Genomic DNA, 22,695 nt, shown 5'->3' with positions numbered 1-22,695 from the left:
CCGGAGTTTCCATGTCCTCGATCCTGATTATCGAGCAGATCCTCAACGGGCTGCAGTTCGGCGTCATGCTGTTCCTGATGGCGGCTGGCCTGACGCTGATTTTTGGCGTCATGGGGCTGATCAACCTCGCGCATGGCTCGCTGTATATGGTGGGGGCCTTTGCGGCCGCCGCTGTGGCAGGGGCCACAGGGTCTTTCCTGTTGGCTTTGGTTGCTGCATTGGCGGCAGCGGCGCTGGCCGGGGCGATTGTCGAGATGGTGGTGATCCGACGATTGTATAACGCGCCGCATCTGGATCAGGTGCTTGCCACGTTTGCGTTGATCCTGATCTTTTCGGAAGGCACACGCTGGGTTTTCGGGTCTTTCCCGCTGTTTCTGGACATTCCCGACGCGCTGTCGGGGCCGGTTACTTTGCCCGGCGGCATCGAATACCCGCTGTATCGCCTGACCCTGATCGGCGTCGGGCTGGCCGTGGCCGTTGGTCTCTGGGCGCTGATCGAGCGCACCCGGCTGGGCATCCAGATCCGCGCCGGGGAAAATGACCGGGAAATGATCGCGGCGCTGGGTGTCGATATCTCTAAACTCTACACGCTGGTCTTTGCGCTGGGCGCGGCGCTGGCCGGGCTGGCGGGTGCCCTGGTCGGCGCGATCCAGTCGGTTCAGGTCGGGATGGGAGAGCCGGTTCTGATCCTCGCCTTCGTGGTCATCGTTATCGGCGGCATCGGCTCGGTACGCGGAGCCTTCATCGGCGCGCTGTTGGTCGGGCTGACGGACACGCTGGGCGGGGTGTTCCTGCCCGAGATGTTCAAGCTGTTCATGGACAATGGCGCGGCGCAGAAAACCGGCTCGGCGCTGGCGTCTATGGGGATTTACGTGCTGATGGGGCTGGTGCTGATCTGGCGGCCAACCGGCCTGTTCGGAGCACGCGCATGAGGTTGAATGAAAGGTATCTGAACGCGCTGGTGATCGCGGGCTTGCTGGCGTTGCCGCTTTGGGCGGTTGTGGCGGACCAGCCGTTCACGATCACGCTGGTGACGCGGGCGGTGATCCTTGCGCTGGCGGCGGTGGGGCTGAACATCATCCTCGGGATCGGTGGCATGGTCAGCTTTGGCCACGCCGTGTTCTTCGGGATCGGAGGCTACGCGATGGGCATCCTTGCCTACCACGCACAGACCTATACGGCGCTTGATCTTGGGCTATTCAGCACCGATGGGACCAAGTCCATGCCGGTGATCTGGCTGGTTGCCATGATCCTGTCGGCACTGGTGGCGTTCTTTATCGGCTTGCTGTCGCTGCGGACGTCCGGCGTGTATTTCATCATGATTACGCTCGCCTTTGGGCAGATGTTCTTCTACTTCGCCATCTCCTGGTCGCAGTACGGCGGAGAGGACGGGCTGTCGATCTATGTCCGCAACGGCTTTCCCGGCCTGAATACGCTGATCCCGATCCAGTTCTACGCTGTCTGTTTCACGCTGCTGTGCATCGTGCTGTTCCTGTTCGCGCGTCTTCAGGCCTCACCCTTCGGGCTGGCGCTAAACGCTGCGCGTCAGGCAGCCACTCGGGTCGAAACCGTAGGGCTGAACCCGATGCGGTTGAAGCTGCTGGCCTTTGTGATCTCGGGCGCGGTCACCGGGCTGGCGGGGGCGTTGTTTGCCGACCTGAACCGCTTTGTCTCGCCCTCGATGTTCAGCTGGCAACTGTCGGGGGAATTGATCGTGCTGATTATCATCGGAGGGGTTGGCCGCCTGATGGGGCCGGTGATCGGGGCCTGTGTCTTTGTCGCGCTGGAGCATTTTCTGGGCGAACTTACCGATTTCTGGCACGTCTATCTGGGTGTGGCCCTGTTGTGCATCGTGCTGTTCGCTCGAGGCGGCCTGATCGGTCTGCTGACCGGGAAGGAAGGCGCGCATGTCTGATCCCGTTCTTGCTACGCTGAACCTGAACAAGAGCTTTGGGGCGCTCAAGGCCACCGACGATGTCTCCATCGATTTGAGGCCCGGAGAAATCCACGCCATCATCGGCCCGAACGGTGCCGGTAAGTCGACATTGATCCAGCAGGTATGCGGCGGGCTGGTCCCCGATTTTGGGCAGGTTCTGCTGAATGGTCAGGATGTCTCGGGCCATTCTACACAGGCACGGGCGCAGGCCGGGCTGGGGCGCACTTTCCAGATTTCTCAGCTTTGTATGGAAGATACGGTGCTGGAAAACGTGGTGCTGGGTGCAATGGGTGCAGAACGCATGGCATGGCGGTTCTGGCGTCCCGCCCTGAAACGGCCTGAACTGCGTGACCGAGCCGAGGCCGCGCTGGAACGCGTGGGCCTCAGCGATGAACGCGACACGCGCTGCGCCAACCTTAGCCACGGCCAACGGCGGCAGTTGGAGGTCGCGGTGGCGCTGACACTATCGCCAAAAGCCTTTGTCATGGACGAGCCGATGGCGGGGCTTGGCGCCGAAGGATCAAAACGGCTGACCGGCTTTCTTGATGGTTTGCGGCAGGAAGCGCCAATCCTGTTGGTGGAACATGACATGGACGCGGTATTTGCGCTGGCCGACCGGATCAGCGTGCTGGTCTACGGCAAGGTCATCGCCACCGGTACGGCCGACGAAATCCGCTCCAGCGCCGAAGTGCGCGACGCCTATCTGGGGGATGAGGCATGACCCTGCTGCGGCTTGAAAATCTGACTGCCAGTTATGGCGACAGTCAGGCGCTGTTCGGCGTCGACCTGCAGGTGGCACAGGGCGAAGTGACCGCCCTGATGGGGCGTAACGGCATGGGCAAATCGACCACAGTAAAAGCGATTTGCCGGATGATCCGGTCGCAGGGCGCGCTGAAGCTGAACGGGCAGGACCTGCACGCGCTGCCCAGCCACAAGGTGGCCCGCAAGGGGGTGGGGCTGGTTCCCGAAGGCCGCCGCTGTTTTGCCGATCTGACCGTGCGCGAAAACCTGATTGCGGCGGCACGACCCGGCGACTGGACCCTGCGCCGCGTGACCGAGCTGTTCCCCCGGTTGGGCGAGCGGAAGGGCCAGCGCGCCGCCTCGCTGTCAGGGGGCGAACAACAGATGCTGGCGATTGGCCGGGCGCTGATGACCAACCCACGCCTGCTGATACTGGACGAGGCCACCGAGGGCCTTGCCCCTATTGTCCGGCAGGAGATCTGGGCCGCTCTTCATCGTCTCAAGCAAGAGACGAATGTGGCGATCCTGTTGATCGATAAATCGCTGAAAGAACTGGCGGCGGTGTCTGACCGCGCAGTCATTCTGGAACGGGGCCGCACGGTCTGGTCCGGTGCAATGGCGGAACTGACCCCGGAGGTTTCCGAGAAATACATGGGGGTCTGATCGCCCCTTTCAGAACCTGTAGGTGGCGCCCAGCACAGGCCCGGATTGATCGAATGTGTAGTCGTTGCCGTCAATGTTGTGATCGAACGAGATATAGCGATACCCGCCGCGCAGCAGCCATCTGTCGTTGATGGCGTAATCGGCCGTCAACAGGACAGACCAGGTCTGGCTGCCGCTGCGAAACCCTCCGTAGTCCACATAGGCCGTGCTGGTCCATGCGTCGGACAGGGTGAACCGGGCGCGGACACCGACCACCGGATCGAACCAGCTGGCATCGGCAGAACTGGTCTGCGATGGCGCTGCGCCCGGGGTCAGAGTGAATTCCGTGTCGGTGCTGTACCACCTGAAGCCACCCGCCAGATCAACCTTTGCGGACGGGTCATTACGCACCCGGTATCCCAACAAAGCAGTCAGAAACTGCGTCTTGACCGAGGTCTCCAATTCTGAACCCGCTGGACCGGGCGCGGTATTTCCAAAGGTCAGGTTTGTGTAATTATAGTCGGCCAGCACGCTCCATTGACCGTTTGTTGCGGCCAGTGCGCCCATGAAGGCAAAATCCAGATTCTCCAGCGCATCGGAGAAGCTGAGCGTCCCGTCAAGCGTGCCGGACGGGGTTTGAATGCTGGTCTCGGTCTCGGGCATGAACAGATAGATCGTGGCCTCGTAGGACCATTCGGATTGCTGCGCCGAAGCCATCGGTGCCACTGAGGCAAGCAGGGCCGCTGCCGTGCTGCCGCTCAACTTTTGTTTCAGTGCCATTCTTTCCCTTCCTTTTGTTATCGTCGGTGTTGTCCGGTGCGTGTGGGGTTACGCGGCCACGGTACCAGCTGTTTCCGCGCGCTTGCCCACACGATTGATGTCAGTGTTCGGGAAAAACTCGGACCAGACATGCCAGAACACACCGGCGCGCAGGGTCTCGACCCGGCGCAATTGCCCCTGATCCGACATACCCCAGAAATCGCAGCAGGTGACGGGTTGGCCGTTGTCATTGTACCAGACCCAGAGGCTTTCGTAATCCGGGTCCAGACTGACAGCGACATCGCGCCCGCCAACGGTGGCGTTGACGATCCAGTTGTTGTCCACGACGAAATCATCGGTCCAGCAGGCAGTGTCGGTGCCGATGGTGATCCCTCAGACATGGGTCTTGTTCGGCAACCGGTCGTCCGAGCGATCCATGTTGTCCATCAAGGGCGCGCCTTCCTGATGCTGGCGGCCGATGCCCCAGTCAAAGGTGATTTCAGTCACCATGTCCAAAAGTCGCAGCAGAGGGTTGGTCGAAGACATGTTCAGAAACACCTCACCATCGGGAAAGGCCTTTTGGCACCCACGGAACGTCATCCGATAGGTCGGCCAAGGCTTCAACTGCGCCACACGGGTCGGGGTGCAGGACGGCTCGATATACATCCGCACCATCCGCATGGCCTGATCTGAGAAAACGTTGATGTTCGGCGTCGCATAGCTCCGTACGGCATTGAACTCGGGGATGCCCATGTCGCCGAACCCCATATCGTCAATCAGCACAATGACGATGTTCAGAGGCTTGCCCCCGTTGCTGTCCCGAAACGCGGCCAAGGCCTCATCGACGGCGGCGTCATCCTGCGCCCATTGCTCACCGTTTTGGGCCTGAAGGATGTAAAACTCGGCATCGTGTTGGATGGGATTTTCCTGTGCCAAAGCCGGTGCGGCCGCAAGACCCGTAGAAAGTGCAATCAACCAGTTCAAATTCATTTCATGTCCCCCCTAGCCAAATGCGCCCTGTCGCCGGTGATGAAGGGTGATCTCATATTGAAACATTATGATGTTTGCGCTGAAATTTCTACGGACCTGCGTTTCTGCCGTTACCCAGGCATGTTGCGGGTCAGCGCAGGGCCACAGCCGCGCAGAAAAGCCGCGCGGCTGTGGGAAGGTTGGGGGCAGAGAGGTCGCTTAAGCGGCGACTTCTTCCATCGGCAGTTTGCGCGGGTACGGATCACCGCGCTTGTACGAGCCAGCCGCCGTAAACAGCACGTCGGTGGACGAATTCAGCCCGGTTTCCGCGGAATCCTGCAGGACGCCGATGATAAAGCCGATGCTGACCACCTGCATGGCGGTTGCGTTGTCGATGCCGAACAAGCTGGCCGCCATCGGGATCAGCAACAGAGACCCGCCTGCCACGCCCGAGGCTCCGGTCGCGGCAATCGATGCAATGACGCTCAGGAGCAGGGCCGACAGGAAATCGACCTGAATACCCATGGTGTGCACGGTCGCCAGCGTCATCACCGTGATGGTGATCGCGGCACCGGCCATGTTGATCGTGGCACCGATGGGAATGGTGACCGAGTATGTCTCCTCATCCAGGTTCATGCGGCGGCACAGTTCCATGTTGACCGGAATGTTGGCGGCCGAGCTGCGCATGAAGAACGCGGTGATGCCGGATTCCCGCAGGCAGGTGAAGACCAGCGGATAGGGGTTCTTGCGGATGCGCAGGAACACGATCAGCGGGTTCACGACCAGCGCCATGAAGGCCATACAACCAATCAAGACCAACAGCAGGTGACCATAGCTGGCAAGCGTCTCAAAGCCGGTCTCGGCAATGGTCGAGGCCACGATGCCAAAGATACCGATGGGGGCCACGCGGATGATGGCAGCCACGATCTTGGTGATCGCGCCATCCAGATCCGACATCAGCGTTTTGGTCGAGTCGCTTGCATGGCGGAACACCAGCCCAAGGCCGACGGCCCAGGCCAGAATGCCGATATAGTTGGCCTGCGCCAGCGCATTCACCGGGTTGTCCACGATTTTCAGCAAGATGTTCTTTACCACTTCGGCCAGACCGTCCGGGGCGTCCATCAGGTGGGGGGTGCCGGTCAGATGCAGAGTGACCGGGAACATGAAGCTGGCCACCACCGCAATCAGTGCGGCCGCGAAAGTGCCGAGGATATACAGCAGAACCACAGGCCCCATGCGGGCCTGACTGTCTTTCTTGTGGTTGGTGATTGCGGCGCAGACAAGGATCAGCACCAGTACGGGCGCGACGGCTTTCAGCGCGTCGACAAAGAAGTCACCCAATAGACCAGCAGCCGAACCAGCGGCGGGCCAGAGGGTGGCAAGTAAGGCACCGGCCACAAGGCCGATGATGATCTGAGTAACCAGGCTACTGCGTAGAATAAAATTCATCGGGACCATCCTGTTTGACTGGGGCCTGCCGGGGATTGGATGCTCCGGATCAGGCGCGGTTAAGTTTCAAGATTGGGCGCAATATGGGCGCTTTGGATCCAATTTAAACATCTGGACTTAACAAATAAGTCCAGATGGAGTTTTGCGCTTAACGTTCGGGTGTCTCACATGGTCTGACTTCGGGGGTATCCGTGGACACCCGTCTAAGGCTCCATGTGCAGGTCTGAACGGTCAGGCCGGGAAGATTCGGCACCTGATCCGAGGCCCAGACGCTGGTGATTGAAAAGCTGAACGGCGTATCTGTGGCGGCAGGGAACAATCGGGCGAGTTCTTTTGATGGAAAAGTGCCGCCGCAGGATTCAAAATACCCGCTGACCAGCTTACCATCAGGCGCCAGAGCAACCGAGCCGGTATAAAGCGAATACTCGGCCCCAAGCTCTTGTTTGTCGGTGTAAAGCAAGTCGATGGACATGCGATCGCCGTCCTGAACAATTCCGGCACGCATCGGGTCAGCCCAGCTTGACGGCACGCCGCCCGTGGTGCTGTCGCAGGCATACATGCCTTCATACTGGCCGGTCAGTGAAAAGCTTTCTGCGTGCGCTGGTGCGAGACCACCGGCCAGTGCAAGAGTAATGGCCGTACTTAAAGGAATGTGTTTCGAGGTCATAATGGGCTTTCCTCTCCAATGCGGACAGGGATTGCGCCGTCACAAAATATCCGAGTGCTTCTCAATCACCTGGCCAAAATGATGCCGCCAGAGGTCCACGCCCAACGCGCCGCTGCGATCCAGCGAAGACCCGACGACCGTATCCGCAATTATGGCCGGTTGCAGGCCCACGTCAAACAGGGCGAATCCCGCGGCCAGAACGCAGGTATCGGCCTGAATGCCGCAGACCAGAACCCGGTCGACCTTCCAGGCGTGGAACTGGTCGATCACCTCGGGCGGCGGGCCGTAGCCGTATTTCAGAATGGTGCGGTCGGCGTGAACAAGGCTGTCATCGACCGATCGGGGTTTCCATCCCAGTTGACGGAAAAAGGGAACTTTCGCCTCGTCATGGCGTTCGACCGTGGCAATTGACGGGAAATGCGACGCCAGTAACTGGCTGCGCTCGATCAGCCAATCCGGCGGATCAAAGCTGGGCTGGACATCGACAACCAGTACGGCCTGTTTCAATACGCGCCTCCGACGTTATTCATACCGCCTGATGGACCTCGATGATATTGCCCTCGGGGTCGTGAAAGAACAACTGATGCCATTCTTTTGCGAAGGCGGTGCCATAGTCCGAATAGGGAATACCGTTATCATCCAGCAGAGTCTTGAATGCCTCGATATCGTCGGTGCGAAAGGCGATATGGCCACGCTCGACCGGGTTGATCGCCTCGCCATGTTTGAACGCGACGTCGAGGTTTCTTTCGGCCAGATGCATCTGCATCCCGCCATCGGTCGCGAACCGGATCTTGCCGCTGTAGCCTTTGTCGTCGGTCTCGTCGGGCCGGGGGAAGTTCTCAATCGGGATATCGTCCAGCCCAAGGACCTGCGTGTAGAACCGGTGCAGCCGGTCAACATCATCGGACACAAAGTTGATGTGGTGGAATTCAAGCTTCATGCAGGGCCGGCCCTTTTGGTTGGTGCGCGGCGCCAGAAAATCGCAAGAACCGGCAACTGGCAAGCCCTTCGTCAAAGGGTTTGATATGGCAGGAAAATGCGCAAGCGGGCGTGCCCAGAAAACCGTTGCGCCAGCGTGGGGATGCGGGGATAGTTAGGAAATTACAAACTCCCGAGGGTCTCATGAAACCTTCTGCCCTGTTTGTTTGCGTATTGATCCCCCTGTTTCTGCCCGACCCGGCAGCGGCCCAGTCCGATGCGCCGCCCAGTGTGATGGTCGCGCCGGCCACTCTGGAAAACCTGCAGAAACAGGACAGGTTCGTTGGTCGGGTTGTGGCGGATCAAAGTGTCGACCTGCAGGCCCGCGTCGAGGGGTTTCTGGAAGAGGTCAACTTTACCGAGGGCGGGACGGTCGCCAAAGGTGACATGCTGTTCCGGATCGAGAAGAAGAAATACGCTGCCAGTGTGGCCAGCGCGCAAGCGGCACTGAAAAGTGCACAGGCCAGTGCGCAGTTGGACAAGGCGGCGTTGGACCGGCAGCAGGAGTTATTCGACAAGGGCGATATTCCGCAGGCCGTTCTGGACACGGCTTTGGCGACCTACGCCGCGGGACAGGCCGCTGTGGATGAGGCACAGGCGGATCTGAACATCGCGCAGATTGAATTGGACTATACGGAAATCCTCAGCCCGCTTGATGGGCGTATCGGGTTGTCAGCAGTGGATGCGGGCAATCTGGTCAGCTCGGATACCGGCGTTCTGGCGACCGTCACCAACGTTGATCCGATACTGGTCAGCTTTTACGTCAGCGAGCCGGTTCTGCTGCGCGAACGGCGCAAAGGTCGGATCACGCCGGGTGACATCAAGCTGACCACAGATATCAAACTGGCGGACGGTGCGACCTATTCCACCCCGGGCAACGTGATTTTTGTCGGCGACAGCGTCAGTCAGGACACCGACACGATCGAACTGCGCGCCAGTTTCGCCAACCCCGACGGGGTGCTGATCCCCGGCCAGTTTGTGACTGTCAGCCTGACGGGGTCCGAAGACCCCAAGGTGCTGACGGTACCGCGCAATGCGGTGCAGTTCGACAAACAGGGGTATTTTGTGTTTTCGGTCGACGGCGACAGCAAGGTCCACCGGCAGGATATCGAGATTGGTACCCAGACCGCGACCCGCACGCAGGTCACATCCGGTCTGTCCGAGGGCGACCGCGTGGTGGTGCAAGGGCTTCAGAAAATACATGACGGGCTGGTCGTGAAAGCGGTCGACAGTCAGGGATAGGCCGGTTTGATCGCGCGCTATTTCATCAACAGGCCGCATTTCGCAGCCGTCATCGCAATCCTGATGCTGCTGTTTGGTGCGGTCTGCGTGCGTCTGATCCCGATCACCGAATACCCCCACATTACGCCGCCGCAAATCTATGTCGACACCTCGTACCCGGGGGCGGACGCGCAGGTCATTCTGGAATCCGTCGCCACCCCCATCGAAGAACGTGTGAACGGCATTCCGGGCATGTTGTCCCTGTCCTCCAAAAGCTCGAATGACGGCAGCTATATGCTGAACGTGTCGTTCGAACTGGGCACCGATCCCGATGTAGCCGCCGTTGAAGTGCAGAACCGGATCGCGCTGGCCAGTTCCGAATTGCCCTCGGCCGTGTTGCAGCAGGGGGTCGAGGTGACCAAGCGGTCGGGCAACATGATCATGGTGATCAACCTGACCTCGCCCGACGGATCGCGGGATGAGCTGTACCTGAGCAATTTTGCCGCCGATTTCCTGCATGACCCGTTGCAGAGGCTACCGGGGGTGGGGTCGGTCTCGCAATTCGGTCAGTTGGAATACAGCATGCGGGTCTGGATCAACCCGGTCCGGATGGCGGCGCTGAACATCACCGCAGCCGAGGTGGCCGACGCGATCAAGGATCAGAATGTTATTGCCGCCGCGGGGCAGGTCGGGGCGCCCCCGTTCGCGAAAGGGCAAACCGATTTCCAATTCAAACTCCGAGCCGAAGGGCTACTACGCGATGCCGAGGAGTTCGGGCGGATCATCGTCGCTTCGGACCCCAGCGGTTCGGTCACCCGGCTTGAGGATATCGCCCGAATTGAACTCGGCGCGGCGACCTATTCCGGCACGACCACGCTGAACGGCAAGGACTCGGCCACTGTTGCGGTCTATCAGGAAAGCACCGCCAACGCGCTTGAGATTTCCGACACTCTGCGCGCGCTGATGAAGCGGCTTTCAGCAAAGTTTCCCGGCGGTGTCTCGTATGAGGTTACCTATGACGTCACCGATGCGGTGCGTGTGTCGATCCGCGATATCATGACCACGCTGGCGCTGACGGCGGGGCTGGTGATCGGCGTGACCTTCCTGTTTCTGGCCAGCCTGCGCGCGACTATCGTACCCGCCATCGCCATACCGGTGTCGCTGCTGGGCGCGGTAGCGCTGATCTATGCCATCGGGTTCAGCGCCAACATGATTACCCTCTTTGCGCTGGTTCTGGCGATTACTCTGGTGGTGGATGACGCGATCATCATCATCGAAAACGCCGAACGTATTCTGCGGGACGAAGGGCTGGACTCGCGCGATGCGACGCTGAAGGCGATGTCGCAGGTCAACCGGCCGATCATCGCCACGACCTTTGTTCTGGCGGCCGTGTTTGTTCCGGTGTGTTTCTTCCCCGGCGTGACCGGCACGATCTATTTCCAGTTCGCGCTGACGATCATCTTTGCTTTTGTTCTGTCGGCTGTGAACGCTTTGACTCTGGCCCCGGTTCTGTGCGCGATGATGCTTAGATCTGACAGCAAGCCCATCGGGCCGCTGGCAATCGTTCCGGCGGTGATCGTGTGGGTGCGGCGCCAGTACCTGCGCCTTGTGTCGCTGATGCTGCGCTATATGGCGGTGTCGCTGTTGGTCTTCGCCGGGGCCGTGGGTCTGACGGTGTACCTGTTCAAAACTGTCCCCACCGGCCTGATCCCGCAGGAAGACAACGGGGTTCTGATGGCGTCGATGGAGTTGCCCGACGGGGCCTCGTTGCAACGCACACAGGCGTTCATGGCCAAGGCAGGCGCGCTGATCGCACAGACACCGGGGGTCGAGGACGTGACCGTCGTATCCGGCCATTCCATGCTGGCCGGAGGGCGCCCGAACGCAGGCATGGTCATCGTCACGCTGACGCCCTGGGATCAACGCAGCAGCCCGGATCAGCAATGGTCCGCGATCATGCACCGGCTGGAACATCAACTGGCCGCGCTGCCCGAAGGGGTTTCCTACGTCTTCCCGTTCCCGACCATTCACGGGTTGGGTTCGACCGGGGGGATTTCAGTTGAACTGCTGGACCTTGGCAATGGGGACGGGGCGCAACTGGATGCCGTGATGAACGGTTTTGTCACCGCCCTGAACGCCGCGCCCGAGTTTTCCCGCGCGCACGGCAATTTCTCGGCCCAAAGCCCACAATACAAGCTGTCCGTTGACCGTGACCGGGCCGAGACGCTGGGCGTCAGCGTGGCCGATATCTTCACCGCGTTGCAGGCCAATCTCAGCTCGTATTTCGTGGACAACTTCATCCTGAACGAACGTGTCTACTGGGTGGTGATCTCGGCCGATGCCGAGTTCCGTCAGACGCTGGACGATGTGGACAATATCTATGTCAAAAACAGCGCCGGAGAGTCTCTGCCCCTGCGCAACTTTGTCAGCAACGAACCGGTTCTCGCGCCGGATACGGTGCCGCGCTACAACCTGTTCACGGCGGCCTCGGTCAGTGCACAGCTGGCGGATGGGATCAGTTCCGGCGATGGCATCATCGCCATGCAGGCGATAGCCGACAAAACCCTGCCCGATGGGTTCCGGATCGACTGGTCGGGCGTCACTCAGCAAGAGGTGAAAGCACAGGGGCTTGTACCTTACATCATGCTGTCGGCACTGGTGCTGGCCTACCTGTTCCTTGTGGTGCTGTATGAAAGCTGGATTTTGCCGTTTTCGATCATCACCTCGGCCGTCTTTGCGCTGTTGGGTGCGCTGATCCCGCTGGTTCTGCTGCCTTTCGTGAACAGCAACATCTTTGCTCAGGTCGGGATGGTGCTGCTGATCGGGCTGGCCGCGAAAAAGGCGATCATGGTGGTCGAGTTTGCCAATCAGCAACGCGAAGGCGGTGCCGGCATCCGGGACGCAGCTCTGAAGGCGGCGGAAATCCGGTTCCGGCCCGTCACCATGACCGGCCTGTGTTTCATCGTGGGTGTTCTGCCCCTTGTTCTGTCCAGCGGGGCAGGGGCGGCTGCGCGGGTTTCCGTCGGTTATCCGGTTTTGTTCGGTATGATCCTCGACAGTACGCTGGGGCTGCTGATGATCCCGGTGCTGTACGCGGCGTTCCAGAGCCTGCGCGAATGGCTGGTCAATCTGGGGCAGGTTCGCCGCAAGACCTGAAAATTGTTGCAGTATTGCAGGGTTTGCCGGATGCTGAACGGCACCGGAACCGAGGCGGGCCCAAGCAACATGTCGCTGCAAGACCCCTTTACGGACCTGAAAATCGAACGGCAGGACAGCGGGTTCTACAAGGGCTACAACCTGCCGATCGCGCTGGTCAGCAAGATCGCCGTGTCGCTGCTGGTGCTTTGGGCGCTGGTCTGGCCGCTGAGCGCAAACGACACGCTGCGGTCGTGGAAATCGGGGCTGCTGAGCGAGTTCAACATCTTCTACGACCTTTCGGTTGCGCTGTTTGCATTCTTTCTGATCGTCCTAGCGATCATTCCGGCAACCGGACGGATGCGGCTGGGTTGTGATGACGAACGGCCCGAATTCACCAACTTCTCATGGTTTTCGATGATGTTCGGGGCCGGGCTAGGTGTCGGTCTGATGGTTTATGCCACCGCCGAACCGCTGGGCTTGTGGGAAACCAATCCGCTGACCGTTTCGGGCGAGGTTGCCGCCAAAAGCCAGGATGCGATTACGGGGGCCTATCGATACACGTTCCTGCACACCGGGTTTCACGCCTGGGCGATCTATGTGGTGACGGGGTTGAGCCTGGCTTACTACGCCTATACCCGCGATATGCCGCTGACGATCCGCACCGCGTTGACGCCGTTGTTGGGAGAGTATTCCAACGGCGTGGCGGGGCACGTGATCGACATTCTGGGCGTTGTGGCCACGATCCTCGGGGTGGCGGTGACCATCGGATACGGGGTGTCGCAGCTGGTGGACGGCGCATTTCTGATCACCAGCGCCGACTGGCTGATGGACGGGGTGATGAAACCATCTACTGCAGGTCTGATCGTGGCTCTGGCGACCGTGATGGTGATGTCGACCCTGTCGGCGGTCTCGGGTGTGGGGCGCGGGGTGAAGTACCTGTCGAACCTCAATCTGATCCTGTCGCTAGTCCTGCTGGCGGTGTTCATTGTCTTTGGCTCATTTGCCTTTGCCCTGACGACCTATGGGCAGGCGTTGGTGGATTACATCATCAATTTCGTCCCGCTCAGCCTGCAGGCCTATGGCCCGATGTCCGAGGTCGAGTTTGCCTCGGCCCTTCCCCCCGAGGCTGCCCCTTTCGTGGCCGAGCTGTTTCCCGCTGCAACCGACGCCTGGGGCACGCGCGACAGTTTTCTGGCCGGGCTGAGCGGTGAAACAGCAGCCTTGCCCGACACCGCGAAACATGCCGCCTATGAGGCCGGAATACCGGGGCGTCTGTTTGGCTGGCAATCGGGCTGGACCACGTTCTACTGGGCGTGGTGGATCGCCTTTTCCCCTTTTGTCGGGCTTTTTCTGGCCCGCATCTCACGCGGGCGCACGGTGCGCGAGTTCATCCTGGGCGCTGTGATCGCGCCGTCGCTGGTCTGTTTCGCATGGATGACCATTCTGGGCGGTTCGGCCATTGATCTGGAACTGAACGGAGACGCCAATGGCGCGATCCTGTCGGCCTCAACCACGGCCACATTGTTCGTGACCCTCAGCCAGATGATCTCGGGGCATATGTTGGTGATCGTCAGTTTCATGTGCGTGGTTTTGACGATGACATTTCTGGTCACCTCGGCGGATTCCGGGATACTGGTGATGAACACGATCATGTCTGGCGGGGTCGAGGAAACCGGGGTCATGCATCGCATCCTGTGGGGCGGTTTGCTGACGCTGGTGATCGGGACGCTGCTGATTGCGGGCGGTGGCGGGCTTGAGGCGCTGACCAACTCGATGATCATCGGCGCGTTGCCCTTCAGCGTCGTCCTGCTGCTGATGTGTGTCGCGCTGGGCAAGGCCATGATCAACGACCTGCGGCGCGCGCGGTACGACGAAAGCCCTGCTAAACGTTAAGCTGGTCTGAGGTTTTCTTAATCTTCCCCCCGGGGCACGCTTCATGAAGATTGCGTAACTTTGCATGGACTGTCCCGTTTGGGGCGACAGGATCGGAGGTCTCGGGCATTCCCGGCAATACGTAGGAAAGGGGCGCGTCATGGCGGACGTTCAAGGATACGCACCACTTTTTGAGCCCATTCGTCTGGGGCCAGTTACTGCGAAAAACCGGTTCTATCAGGTGCCCCATTGCACCGGTCTGGGCCATGTGCGCCCCCGGGCCGAGGCCGCCCTGCGCGGGATGAAGGCAGAAGGCGGCTGGGGCGTCGTTTCCACGCAAGAGACTGAGATCCACCCGACCTCGGACTTGGCCCCCTTTGCCGAAGGGCGCCTGTGGGACGCGCGCGATATCCCGGCGTTGCGGCTGATGACTGACGCGGTGCATGATCATGGCGCTTTGGCGGCTGTTCAACTGGTCCACAACGGCAGACATGCAACCAATCTGCTGTCCCGCGCGCCGGTACTTGCGCCCTCGGACATGGCGATCTCGGCCTGCCAGCCGAAACAGGGTAGGGCGCTGGACAAGGCCGACATCCGCGCGTTGCGGCGCTGGCATCGTGAGGCCGCCCTGCGGGCCAAGGACGCCGGGTTCGATATCATCTATGTTTACGCCGGCCACGGGATGACGCTGGCACAACAGTTCATGCTGCCCCATCTGAACGGGCGCAGCGACGAATATGGCGGATCGCTGGAAAACCGCGTGCGCCTGACCCTTGAGCTGTTGGAAGACACCCGCGATGCCGTGGGGGACACCTGTGCCGTGGCCTTCCGGTTCGGCATAGATGAGATGCTCGGCCCCGACGGGATGCAGGCGGCTGAAGAAGGCCGGGGCGTGGTCGAGCTGTTGGCTGATCTGCCCGATATCTGGGACGTGAATGTCTCGGACTGGGCCAACGATTCCGCGACCACCCGGTTCCAGCCGCAGGACGGGTATCAGAACGACTATCTGTCTTACGTCAAACAGGTGACCGACAAGCCGGTTGTGGGGGTTGGGCGGCTGACCTCGCCGGACATGATGCTGTCGATGCTGCGCAAGGGGATCGTCGATCTGATCGGCGCGGCCCGCCCGTCGATCGCCGACCCTTTCATCCCGCGCAAGATCGAAGAGGGCCGCATTGATGAAATCCGTGAATGCATCGGCTGCAATATCTGTGCCGCCTCGGACGGTTTGGGCATTCCGATCCGCTGCACCCAGAACCCGACCATCGGCGAGGAATGGCGGCGCGGCTGGCATCCCGAACGCATCGCCGCCCAGGGGCAGGCGACGCAGACGCTGGTCGTCGGCAGTGGCCCCGCCGGGCTGGAATGCGCCATGCAACTGGCGCGGCGTGGATACGAGGTCACGCTGGCCGAAGGCGCGATGGACTTTGGCGGGCGGGTGTTGCGGGAAAGCCGGTTGCCGGGGCTTGCCGCGTGGGGGCGGGTGGCCGATTACCGGCTGAACGACCTGCGCCAGCGCGCCAATGTTCAAATGTTTGCGGAAAGCACGCTGGATGCGGATCAGGTGATCGAACTGGGCATCGAACATGTGTTTCTGGCCACCGGAACCGCATGGCGTGCCGATGGAGTGGGGCGCAATACGCGCCGCTCACCGCCGCTGACCGACCCGTCGGCCTTTGTCTACACGCCTGACGACATCATGGCCGGGTCCGAGCCCGAGGGCCGGGTAGTGGTCTATGATGATGACCACATCTATCTGGCCGGTGTGATCGCCGAGAAACTGGTGCAGCTGGGATGCGAGGTTGTCTTCGTGACACCGGAAAGCACGGTGTCGAGCTTCTCGGCCTATACGTTGGAACAACACCGCATTCAGGCGCGGCTGATCGAACTGGGCGTGGATATTCGCTGCAACCAAACCTTGGGCCGCATTGCACCCGATTGTGTGACCACGGCCTGCCTCTATTCCGGGCGGGTGTCGCGGGTTGAATGTGCGGCGACCGTGCTGGTGACCGAACGCCAGCGCAACACCACCCTTTTCGAGCAGTTGCAGGGTAAGGGGCTGATAACGCTTGAACTGGTCGGTGACGCTGCCGCGCCGGGCCTGATTGCCGATGCGGTATTCGACGGCCACCGCGCTGCGCGCGACTTTGAACGCCCCAAGGACGCGGCCGAACAGGACTGGTTCCGCCGGGAAATCACTGATCTGCGGGAGGAGGCACCATGACCCAGACTATCGTTCCCAAAACCCGCCGTCGCGGCGGCGGTCGCGCGGCACGCATCGCGCAGCAGCAGGCCGGCACCGGAAACCAGGCGGTTCACGGCGGGCTGGCCGGTGGCCGCTATCGCCCTCTGTCTCAGGCCGATATGCAGGCCATCCATCACGCGGCCCTGACTGTGCTGGAGCAAACGGGACTTGCCGATCCGTTCCCGGAACTGTTGGATCTGGTGCTGCCGAAAGGCGCGGTTCTGAACGACCACAATCGCCTGTGCTTCCCCCGCGCGCTGACCGAAGATCTGCTGTCCGACGCCGCGCGGGAGTATTATGTCCACGCGCGGGGTGCACGTGCGGGCAAGGATGATATGCACTGCACGGCGCAAAGCGTGTATTTCGCCAACTCCGGCACCGCCGTCACAACCTTTGACGCGCAGACCAAATCCTATCGCCCGTCCACGCTGTGCGATATTTACGATTTCACCCGGCTGGTCGATAAGTTGGACAATATCCACATGCTGGGGGCCACGGTGCTGGCCACCGATGTGACCGACGATTTCACCCATGACATGAACATGGTCTACGCCATGCTGTCGGCCAGCCAGAAACCGGCCTGTCTGGCCTTTCGGAACCGCCGCCACATTCCGCAGGCCATCCGCATGTTCGATCTGGCCTCGGGGGGTGAGGGGGCATTTCTGAAAAAGCCCTCGGTGGTGTTTGGCGGCTGTCCGATCGTGTCGCCCTTGCGCATCGGTCGCGAGAATATGGAGATCCTGATCGACACCGCCAAACTGGGCCTGATCGTCGATCTGGCCGTCCCGCCGCAGGCCGGGGCCACCGCACCCGCGACACTGGCCGGGACGCTGGTGCAAGCGGTGGCGGAAACACTGGCCTGCGTCGCCATTGCCAACCTGATCACGCCGGGCTGCCCGGTCAGCTTTGCGGCCTGGCCCTTCATCACCGATCTGCGGAGCGGGTCGTTTACCGGTGGCGGCGGCGAGCAGGCGTTGATCGGGGCCGCCGCCGTACAGATGGGCAATTTCTACGGCCTGCCGACCTCGGTCGGGGCGGGAATGACCGACGCCAAGCTACCCGATGCGCAATATGGGTTGGAAAAGGCGCTGACATTTTCTCTGGCCGCCCATGCCGGGGCCAATCGGGTGTGCGAGTTCGGTGGTATGCTGGGCAGTCTGATGGGGTGCAGCTTCGAAAGCATGGTCATCGACGATGAGGCCGGCGGCATGATCCTGCGATCCCTGCGCGGCATCGAGGTGACCGACGAAACCATGGCCGTTGACGTGATCCACAAATGCGCCATCGACCCGGGTCATTTTCTGGGCAACCCGCATACGCTGAGCTTTATGAACTCGGAATTCCTATACCCTCAGCTGATGGACCGCGAACGCACCGATACGTGGGAGAGCGGGGGCAAGGTCGATCTGCTGCAGCGTGCGCAAGACAAGGCGCAGGCTATTCTGGGGGCGCATTTCCCCAACTATTTCGGCGCCGAGGACGCCCGGGTGCGCGATGAATTCCCCATCGTTCTGAAACCGGAACAGATGCGAGGCCGCCGGAGTTAGGGCGCAAAACGGCCTCGGCCTATCTGAGCTCGAACCGGATCGAAAACGCAGCGCCGTCCGGGACGGGCAGCAGGGCAATATCTCCGCCATGCGCGCGCAGCGTGTTGCGGACGATGGCCAGTCCCATGCCGGTTCCGCCCTGATCGCGTTTCGTGGTGAAAAACGGGTCAAACACGCGGGCCGCGTTTCCGGCAGAGATGCCTTGCCCATCATCGCACACCGTCAGGGCAATCTGCGTCTCGTCTGGCGCAGCGGACAGTTTCACGACCTGCGCGCCATGCTCCGACGCGTTGCTCAGCAGTTGCCGCAGCACGACTTGCAGACCTTTGGGGCCAATCGGGATGGTCACGTCACCACCGTCGATCCGCAGGTCGAGGCCGGGGAAGTCGCGGCCCAGCCCGTCCTGCAAAGCGTTCAACGAGGTCACCCCGTCATGACGCGACTCGCGCGCGCGGGCGACCTGCCGCATGGCGTCGATCTGGTGCTCCATCTGCACGCCCGCGCTGGCGATCTGATCAACCAGACGCAGGTTCTCGGCCGAGAGGGTATCATCATCGCGCAGCAGTTCCGTCGCCGCGCGGAGGGTCGCCACAGGGGTTTTCAGCTCATGCGTGACATGGTCCGAGAAACTGCGGATCGTTGTCTCGCGATTGCGCAGGGTTTCGGCCATGTCGATGACGCTTTGGGCGGTGGTGCCAAGTTCCCGGGTGCCGAACCGCGCAGGCGGCGACAGGGGGTCGGCGGGGTGCCGAACGACCTGGGTGGCAAACCGTTCCAGCGCAAAGATCGGCCGCAGCAACAGCCGGACCAGCAGCCAGCCCAGAACACCCGTGGCGGCGGTGATGAGCAGTCCCAGTAAAACGGCGGCATTTCGGTAGCCCAGTTCCGGCCCCAGATAGCGAAACGCCACCAGCCCGGTCAGCGACAGCAGCAATGTGCCGCACAGGGCTCCACCCAGTACGAACCCAAGGCCCGGACGCCACTTGCGCCTCATGGCGTGGCGCCCTGAATGCGGATGCCGACGCCGTGCACGGTTTCGATCACGCCGGAACAGCCCGCCTGCGCCAGCTTACCCCGCAGGTTTCTGAGGTGGCTGTCCAATGTACGGTCCGAGACCTGAGACAGTGCGCCCCAGACCGCCTGGATCAGCTGCGCCCGGCTGTGTACCTGGCTGGGACGCTCGATCAGCGTGGCCAGCAAGGTGAACTCGGTTGCGGTCAGAGGCACGGTGGCCTCATCCAGCCTGCAGATATGCGCACCGGGATCCAGCGTGATCCGGCCGTGGCTTAGGACCGCGTTGGATCGTAGCCCGGTCGAGCGTTTCAGGATCGCGCGCACCCGCGCCACCAGCTCACGCGGGCTGAAGGGTTTGGTGACGTAATCATCAGCGCCCATTTCCAGGCCCAGTACCCGGTCGATCTCATCATCCCTTGCGGTCAGGAACAGGATCGGCACCTCGGATCGGGCGCGGATGCGGCGGCAGACCTCGAACCCGTCCATCTCGGGCAGGCCGATATCCAGAACGATCAGATCAGGCGCTTCGCGGGCGGCGTGGGTCACTGCGATCTGGCCGTCGCTGGCGGTGACCACCTGAAATCCCGCCCGTTCCAGCGCCAGACTTACCAGCTCGCGCAGGCGGGGGTCATCATCAACCAACAGGATTTTCATTGCGCCTCGCTTTGCGTGTTTGCTGCAAGATAGCCATTCACGCGCGCGGTGCGAAAGTCCCATTCGCGCCAGTTCGGATCGGTTGGGTCGGGATGCACACAGCTATGCGCCCAGTCCGGAATATGCGGGATGGGTTGCAGCGCCACCTGTGTCGACATCGCTTTGGCCGCGGTGTGCCCAAGGCTGCACAGGTAGAGCCAGTCCGTCGGGATATTGATGTCCGAATCCGCCGCGCGCGACAGTGTGTCGGTTGCGATCAGGGCCGCGAAATTGATGAATGCGCAGGCATAGAGCGTCCCCGCGCCCAGTGCGGCGACCCGCAGCATCAACCACGCCGAGGACCGGCCCCGCTGTACCTGCCATGCCACCATCGCCAGACCGATCGCGACCAGCCCCATCCAGATCACTGCATGGACACGCAGATAGGTCAGGCCATAAAAGTCGATATACAGGTCCAGCCGGAACGCGGCCGACAGGGTCAACAGCACGTTTTGCGCCAGCCACAGCAGCAGCATGGATTTCAAGGCCGGGTTTCGTTCCGAAAACGGGCGCGCCGCCAGCGCAAACCCTCCGGCCAGCAAGGCGGTCGCCAGCAGAGGGTAGGCGCCGCGGTGTGCATAGGTGGCATAGCTCATCCCGTCGGGCAGGGATGCGCCGCCAAACAGGATCGAGAAATCCAGCACGCTCTGCAGGGCCAGCATGAGGTTGAACAGAACCAGCGCCCGAAAGACCGACCCGGCATTCAAAAAACGCGGTGCACCCAATTCGGGTAGGGTCAGCGCGATCGCCTCGTCCGGAGCGGGGGCGGTCAGGACCGGCCAGATCAAAAGGGCCAGCCCGATCCAGAACATTGCCCGCCGGACGAATACCAACAGATCGAAATCCACCCGAAGCATTCGTACCAGCATATGTTCGAGAACAGGGTTCGCGCTGATCAACAGGGCGCTCAGAATCATTACGCCGCCCAGCGGAAACGCCCAGTTGCGGAGGAACGTACGTACCGAAGTTCCGCTGGAAGAGCTGTGAGAGGCGGCCCGAGTGCGCCAGTCCCGGATCTGGGTCACACAGGCTAAAACGCCAGCAGTTGGAACCCGTTTGATCAGGCCGAAGACGGCGCTTGCGAGCCAGAGCAGGCTCTCACGGGCTTTGAGCTCGGGCGGTACGCGCAACAGGGCTACGGAACCAAGTAACCCGGTAACAAGGAAGACCAATGACAGAAGTTGGACATGTTCCAGAACGGGCAGGGTGGCCAGCAGCAGCACCCCTTCAGAGACCAGCAATCTGCTGCGGGCCGGGCTGCCAAACCTGACCGCCACAAAGATGCCCCAGGTAAAGAGGGCCAGCGAAAGTCCGGGCCAGTACCCCCAGAACAGATAATCCCCCAACAGTACAAGCAGGATCAGCGCGGCAAATCGGGGAAACCTGCGTATATGATCCATAATGTTGCCCGGTGGTGTCGAAGGGGGCGTCTGGTCCAGCGATGCGCCGCCTTCACTGGCCAGCCACCAGCCGTCATGGGCAAGCGACCGGGGCAATCCACGGATGATGAGTTCTTTGGGCATGTCGTTCTCCTGCTCGGGTTTCCCCAAGCGTGAACGCGCGGCCTGCAGATAATCCGCACCAGTTGTGCAGATTTCGTGCAGACATGCAGAAAACCGCCTTGTGCCTTAGCGAGGTCGGCGATCCGACAATTCCCCTGCAAAACGCTGGTTTCGTACGTCTGCGGTGGTCAGGTTATACCGCGCCCGAAACGCCCGCCCCAAGGCAGCGGCGGATGAAAATCCGGTGGCCGTGGCAATCTCGGATTGCGGCATGTTGGTGTGTCGCAGCAGGCTGTGGGCACGCTCCAGCCGAAGCTCTCGATACGTGATCAGAAGCTTGACGCCCGTCTTGCCCAGAAACCGCCGCTGCAGTTGGCGGGTGGATGCGCCAACGGCGTGTGACAGATCGGTGATTTTCAACGGATCTTCCACGTTATCCAGCATGGTCTCGATCGCCTGCCGCACCATCGGATCGGCCCCGGACCGTTGGATCAGGCGGGCGGCAAGCTGGCTGGAACAGGTACGTTCCGGCTCGGTCAGGCCGATATAGCCGCGCAGGGTATCGGCCAGATGCTCTCCGTGATCCAGCGCCGCGCAGTCCGACAACAGCCGCAGTGCGCTCAGCTTGGTTGCGGCGCTGTGCACGCGGTTGTCGGGTGATCTATGCATGCCTGCTTGACAGTCAGCAAGGCCGATTTCCTGCGCCGCTGCCGCAAAGTTCGGGTGGATGGCGGCGGTTGTTTCACCGGCCCGCCCGGTCTGTGCCAACAACAGCACCGCCCCGCCGACCAGTACCGACCGCGACGCCAGGTTCAAAATCTGCGATATCCGGGCTTTGTCCGCCGCGCCGCAAGGCCAGGCTTTGTGGATGTCCCCCCAGAATATCGCCGTACGACCCGCCCAATGCAGAGGGTCGCCCGCGGCGCCTGTCGCAGCAGAGCGGACCTTCACGACATAGATGTGGTCTTCGACCAGATCGTTCAAAGCGTCGTAAAACTCGGCAATCAACTCAGCTGACGCTTTTGCCTTGGGATCATTCAGAAAAACGTCGATGTACCTTGTTCTTTCTGACGTCGTATTGGCCGGCCGCGCGTGGTCGTTTCCGAGGACATAATGTTTCATCGTTCCTCCACCTGCCATTCATGGGGTTGTCCCCCGCCGGTGTCCCGGCGGGGGTGATTTTCACTCAGCTGCGTCTTGGTATGCGTCCATTGGGGGGCATGTGCAGACGAGGTTTCGGTCACCGTATGCGTTGTCGACGCGGTTGACGGGGGACCAGTATTTGTCGACGCCCATCGAGCCCGGCGGGAAGCAGGCTTGCT

At 61.3% G+C, this 22,695-nt stretch carries 20 protein-coding genes; 9 read left to right on the top strand and 11 right to left on the bottom strand.

The genetic code is table 11. The features are described 5' to 3' along the window. The first annotated feature begins 11 nt into the window (after nucleotides 1-11). The 4 genes from ACOQFT_RS02985 to ACOQFT_RS02970 are packed head-to-tail and all read left to right on the top strand — an operon-like array spanning nucleotide 12 to nucleotide 3,340. Nucleotides 12-932 (top strand): branched-chain amino acid ABC transporter permease, encoded by a 921-nt coding sequence (locus ACOQFT_RS02985; RefSeq protein WP_421596579.1) that lies wholly within the window; start codon nucleotides 12-14, stop codon nucleotides 930-932. Then, the gene (locus ACOQFT_RS02980) at nucleotides 929-1,915 is read left to right on the top strand and encodes a branched-chain amino acid ABC transporter permease (RefSeq protein WP_421596578.1); all 987 of its coding nucleotides are present in this window, start codon (nucleotides 929-931) and stop codon (nucleotides 1,913-1,915) included. Before ACOQFT_RS02985 ends, ACOQFT_RS02980 begins: the two co-directional genes overlap by 4 nt. After that, nucleotides 1,908-2,657 (top strand): ABC transporter ATP-binding protein, encoded by a 750-nt coding sequence (locus ACOQFT_RS02975; RefSeq protein ID WP_421596577.1) that lies wholly within the window; start codon nucleotides 1,908-1,910, stop codon nucleotides 2,655-2,657. Before ACOQFT_RS02980 ends, ACOQFT_RS02975 begins: the two co-directional genes overlap by 8 nt. Continuing rightward, entirely contained in the window at nucleotides 2,654-3,340 is a 687-nt protein-coding gene (locus ACOQFT_RS02970; protein ID WP_421596576.1) for an ABC transporter ATP-binding protein, read from the top strand. Before ACOQFT_RS02975 ends, ACOQFT_RS02970 begins: the two co-directional genes overlap by 4 nt. A gap of 9 nt (nucleotides 3,341-3,349) precedes the next feature. Here the strand turns inward: ACOQFT_RS02970 and ACOQFT_RS02965 are convergent, their stop codons facing one another. The 7 genes from ACOQFT_RS02965 to ACOQFT_RS02935 form a co-directional block, all read right to left on the bottom strand. Beyond that, nucleotides 3,350-4,099 (bottom strand): outer membrane beta-barrel protein, encoded by a 750-nt coding sequence (locus tag ACOQFT_RS02965; RefSeq protein ID WP_421596575.1) that lies wholly within the window; start codon nucleotides 4,097-4,099, stop codon nucleotides 3,350-3,352. Nucleotides 4,100-4,147: 48 nt separating this feature from the next. Next, nucleotides 4,148-4,423 carry a hypothetical protein gene (locus tag ACOQFT_RS02960; protein ID WP_421596574.1) on the bottom strand — a complete coding sequence of 92 codons (276 nt, stop codon included), beginning with the start codon at nucleotides 4,421-4,423 and terminating at the stop codon, nucleotides 4,148-4,150. Nucleotides 4,424-4,471: 48 nt separating this feature from the next. Beyond that, the gene (locus tag ACOQFT_RS02955; protein ID WP_421596573.1) at nucleotides 4,472-5,068 is read right to left on the bottom strand and encodes a hypothetical protein; all 597 of its coding nucleotides are present in this window, start codon (nucleotides 5,066-5,068) and stop codon (nucleotides 4,472-4,474) included. A gap of 198 nt (nucleotides 5,069-5,266) precedes the next feature. Further along, on the bottom strand, nucleotides 5,267-6,496 hold the full coding sequence (sstT, locus tag ACOQFT_RS02950; protein ID WP_421596572.1) for a serine/threonine transporter SstT: 1,230 nt from the start codon (nucleotides 6,494-6,496) through the stop codon (nucleotides 5,267-5,269). A 148-nt stretch (nucleotides 6,497-6,644) separates the two neighbouring features. Then, complete coding sequence (locus ACOQFT_RS02945) at nucleotides 6,645-7,163, bottom strand: hypothetical protein (RefSeq protein WP_421596571.1); 519 nt, start codon at nucleotides 7,161-7,163, stop codon at nucleotides 6,645-6,647. A 39-nt stretch (nucleotides 7,164-7,202) separates the two neighbouring features. Further along, entirely contained in the window at nucleotides 7,203-7,670 is a 468-nt protein-coding gene (locus tag ACOQFT_RS02940; RefSeq protein WP_421596570.1) for an isochorismatase family protein, read from the bottom strand. A gap of 19 nt (nucleotides 7,671-7,689) precedes the next feature. Further along, the gene (locus ACOQFT_RS02935) at nucleotides 7,690-8,103 is read right to left on the bottom strand and encodes a VOC family protein (RefSeq protein ID WP_421596569.1); all 414 of its coding nucleotides are present in this window, start codon (nucleotides 8,101-8,103) and stop codon (nucleotides 7,690-7,692) included. Between the two features lie 182 nt (nucleotides 8,104-8,285). Here ACOQFT_RS02935 and ACOQFT_RS02930 point away from each other — a divergent pair, with 182 nt between their 5' ends. The 5 genes from ACOQFT_RS02930 to ACOQFT_RS02910 all read left to right on the top strand — a co-directional run bounded on the left by ACOQFT_RS02930 (nucleotide 8,286) and on the right by ACOQFT_RS02910 (nucleotide 18,164). Continuing rightward, a complete protein-coding gene (locus ACOQFT_RS02930; RefSeq protein ID WP_421596568.1) occupies nucleotides 8,286-9,383 on the top strand; it encodes an efflux RND transporter periplasmic adaptor subunit in 1,098 nt (365 codons plus the stop codon). Nucleotides 9,384-9,389: 6 nt separating this feature from the next. Continuing rightward, nucleotides 9,390-12,518: an efflux RND transporter permease subunit gene (locus tag ACOQFT_RS02925; protein WP_421596567.1), complete on the top strand. Its 3,129-nt coding sequence runs from the start codon at nucleotides 9,390-9,392 to the stop codon at nucleotides 12,516-12,518. A gap of 69 nt (nucleotides 12,519-12,587) precedes the next feature. After that, nucleotides 12,588-14,393 carry a BCCT family transporter gene (locus tag ACOQFT_RS02920; RefSeq protein WP_421596713.1) on the top strand — a complete coding sequence of 602 codons (1,806 nt, stop codon included), beginning with the start codon at nucleotides 12,588-12,590 and terminating at the stop codon, nucleotides 14,391-14,393. 139 nt (nucleotides 14,394-14,532) lie between these two features. Then, nucleotides 14,533-16,596, top strand: coding sequence for an FAD-dependent oxidoreductase (locus ACOQFT_RS02915; RefSeq protein WP_421596566.1), 2,064 nt, complete (start codon nucleotides 14,533-14,535; stop codon nucleotides 16,594-16,596). Then, complete coding sequence (locus ACOQFT_RS02910) at nucleotides 16,593-18,164, top strand: trimethylamine methyltransferase family protein (RefSeq protein WP_421596565.1); 1,572 nt, start codon at nucleotides 16,593-16,595, stop codon at nucleotides 18,162-18,164. The genes ACOQFT_RS02915 and ACOQFT_RS02910 overlap by 4 nt, the downstream gene beginning before the upstream one ends. Before the next feature lie 19 nt (nucleotides 18,165-18,183). Here the strand turns inward: ACOQFT_RS02910 and ACOQFT_RS02905 are convergent, their stop codons facing one another. The 4 genes from ACOQFT_RS02905 to ACOQFT_RS02890 form a co-directional block, all read right to left on the bottom strand. Continuing rightward, nucleotides 18,184-19,158 (bottom strand): sensor histidine kinase, encoded by a 975-nt coding sequence (locus ACOQFT_RS02905; protein WP_421596564.1) that lies wholly within the window; start codon nucleotides 19,156-19,158, stop codon nucleotides 18,184-18,186. Then, nucleotides 19,155-19,832, bottom strand: coding sequence for a response regulator transcription factor (locus tag ACOQFT_RS02900; protein WP_421596563.1), 678 nt, complete (start codon nucleotides 19,830-19,832; stop codon nucleotides 19,155-19,157). Before ACOQFT_RS02900 ends, ACOQFT_RS02905 begins: the two co-directional genes overlap by 4 nt. Continuing rightward, a complete protein-coding gene (locus ACOQFT_RS02895; protein WP_421596562.1) occupies nucleotides 19,829-21,394 on the bottom strand; it encodes a DUF4173 domain-containing protein in 1,566 nt (521 codons plus the stop codon). The genes ACOQFT_RS02900 and ACOQFT_RS02895 overlap by 4 nt, the downstream gene beginning before the upstream one ends. A 105-nt stretch (nucleotides 21,395-21,499) precedes the next feature. After that, complete coding sequence (locus ACOQFT_RS02890; protein WP_421596561.1) at nucleotides 21,500-22,495, bottom strand: helix-turn-helix domain-containing protein; 996 nt, start codon at nucleotides 22,493-22,495, stop codon at nucleotides 21,500-21,502. Between the last annotated feature and the right edge of the window lie 200 nt (nucleotides 22,496-22,695).

Origin of the sequence: Ruegeria sp. MALMAid1280, assembly GCF_049195285.1 — a bacterium.
GTDB lineage: Bacteria > Pseudomonadota > Alphaproteobacteria > Rhodobacterales > Rhodobacteraceae > Ruegeria.
The sequence above is the reverse complement of the archived record's forward strand: the minus strand, read 5'-3'. Positions and strand labels throughout refer to the sequence as shown.